The 1,045-nt window shown below is 61.7% G+C and carries 1 protein-coding gene and 1 pseudogene; both read right to left on the bottom strand.

The window, feature by feature from the left end:
• Nucleotides 1-49: 49 nt before the first annotated feature.
• A pseudogene (locus tag IVA75_RS34615) lies at nt 50-410 on the bottom strand (hypothetical protein).
• Nucleotides 411-528: 118 nt separating this feature from the next.
• Nucleotides 529-768, bottom strand: a complete 240-nt coding sequence (locus IVA75_RS34610; RefSeq protein WP_247359661.1) for a hypothetical protein — start codon at nt 766-768, stop codon at nt 529-531.
• Nucleotides 769-1,045: the final 277 nt, after the last annotated feature.

Below are 1,045 nucleotides of genomic sequence, written 5' to 3'. Positions count from 1 at the left end.
TCGCTTTGCGGGGGCGGGCCGGCGCCGCCCGGCTTTCCTTCCTTGAACATCACGCGGCGCCCTGCAGCGGCAGCGCGAGCTGGACGTCGAAGCGCCGCGTGGCGTTGGCGGCGATAAAGTCCTGCAGGGCTTCCGGGAATCTCGTCATCGCGGTCGGCTGCGCGCTGGGCCAGCGCGTCGGCGACATCGGAGGTTGCGTCTCGCCCCCATCCTTCGCCGGCATTGAAACACACGATGCGGACCGGATAGGCATACTGGCCGGAGAGGAGGCCTTGCAGCACGGTTTCGAGATCGGGGTCCGACTCGTCAGTCTCGCGCCAGGCACAGCCGGCGCGGGCGCCGAAGTCTTCGAGGACGATGTAGATATCCCGGTCGAGCCGATCGGCCGGAATGATCGAAGGCGACGCCATACCAACTACTCCACTGACTGCCCAGAGCTAAGATCAGCGAGTCAGGAAAGCGCGTCGGTCGACTAAGATTCCGTGGGAAGAGCGGCCCCGGCTTGCAGGGGCTTTGGTGGTGGCGGCCTTAATTCATCTTCTTGCGGAGCTTATCCGCGACCTGCCGTTGGTCCTCGGCGCACTCTTGGACAACCTGCCGGGCTTGGTCGGTGCGGTCCTGGTGTTCTAAGGCGCGAAGCTCTTCAAGAATGTCCGCTTCCATGTCGCGGATCATGTCTGCCGTGGGGCCGGTGGGAAACTCCTGCGCAAGCTCGCGGCACCTAGCTAGCTTGGCTTCGACTTCTTCTTTTTCCCGATCAGGTTCCATTACTCATAGTATGTCCGGAACCGCCAAAAGTTCACGAACCAAATCAGGCCACTGCGAAATTCAAATTAAGCCACTAGGGATGGAAACAGGCCAGTACCTATCGTCGGGTGCCGCAACTCATCCCTGGTCCTTCCAAACGAGCCGACTACAATTCGAGCACTGGTAGACCGAAACCCTGCGCCCCTCGCGAGGGTCGAGAATGGTCGATCTCAGGGAGGCAGCGATGTGGCAATCTTCGCACCGGGGGCGCAAATCGATCGCATCCGCCGGGCTATCA

It is taken from the genome of Bradyrhizobium sp. 134 (assembly GCF_023074155.1).
Classification (GTDB): domain Bacteria; phylum Pseudomonadota; class Alphaproteobacteria; order Rhizobiales; family Xanthobacteraceae; genus Bradyrhizobium.
Note: the sequence above shows the minus strand (reverse complement) of the source record. Positions and strands in the feature narration are given on the sequence as shown.

Excerpts from the sequence above, each read along its gene's own strand:
- IVA75_RS34610 (WP_247359661.1), bottom strand. The coding sequence starts at position 768 with ATGGAACCTGATCGGGAAAAAGAAGAAGTCGAAGCCAAGCTAGCTAGG.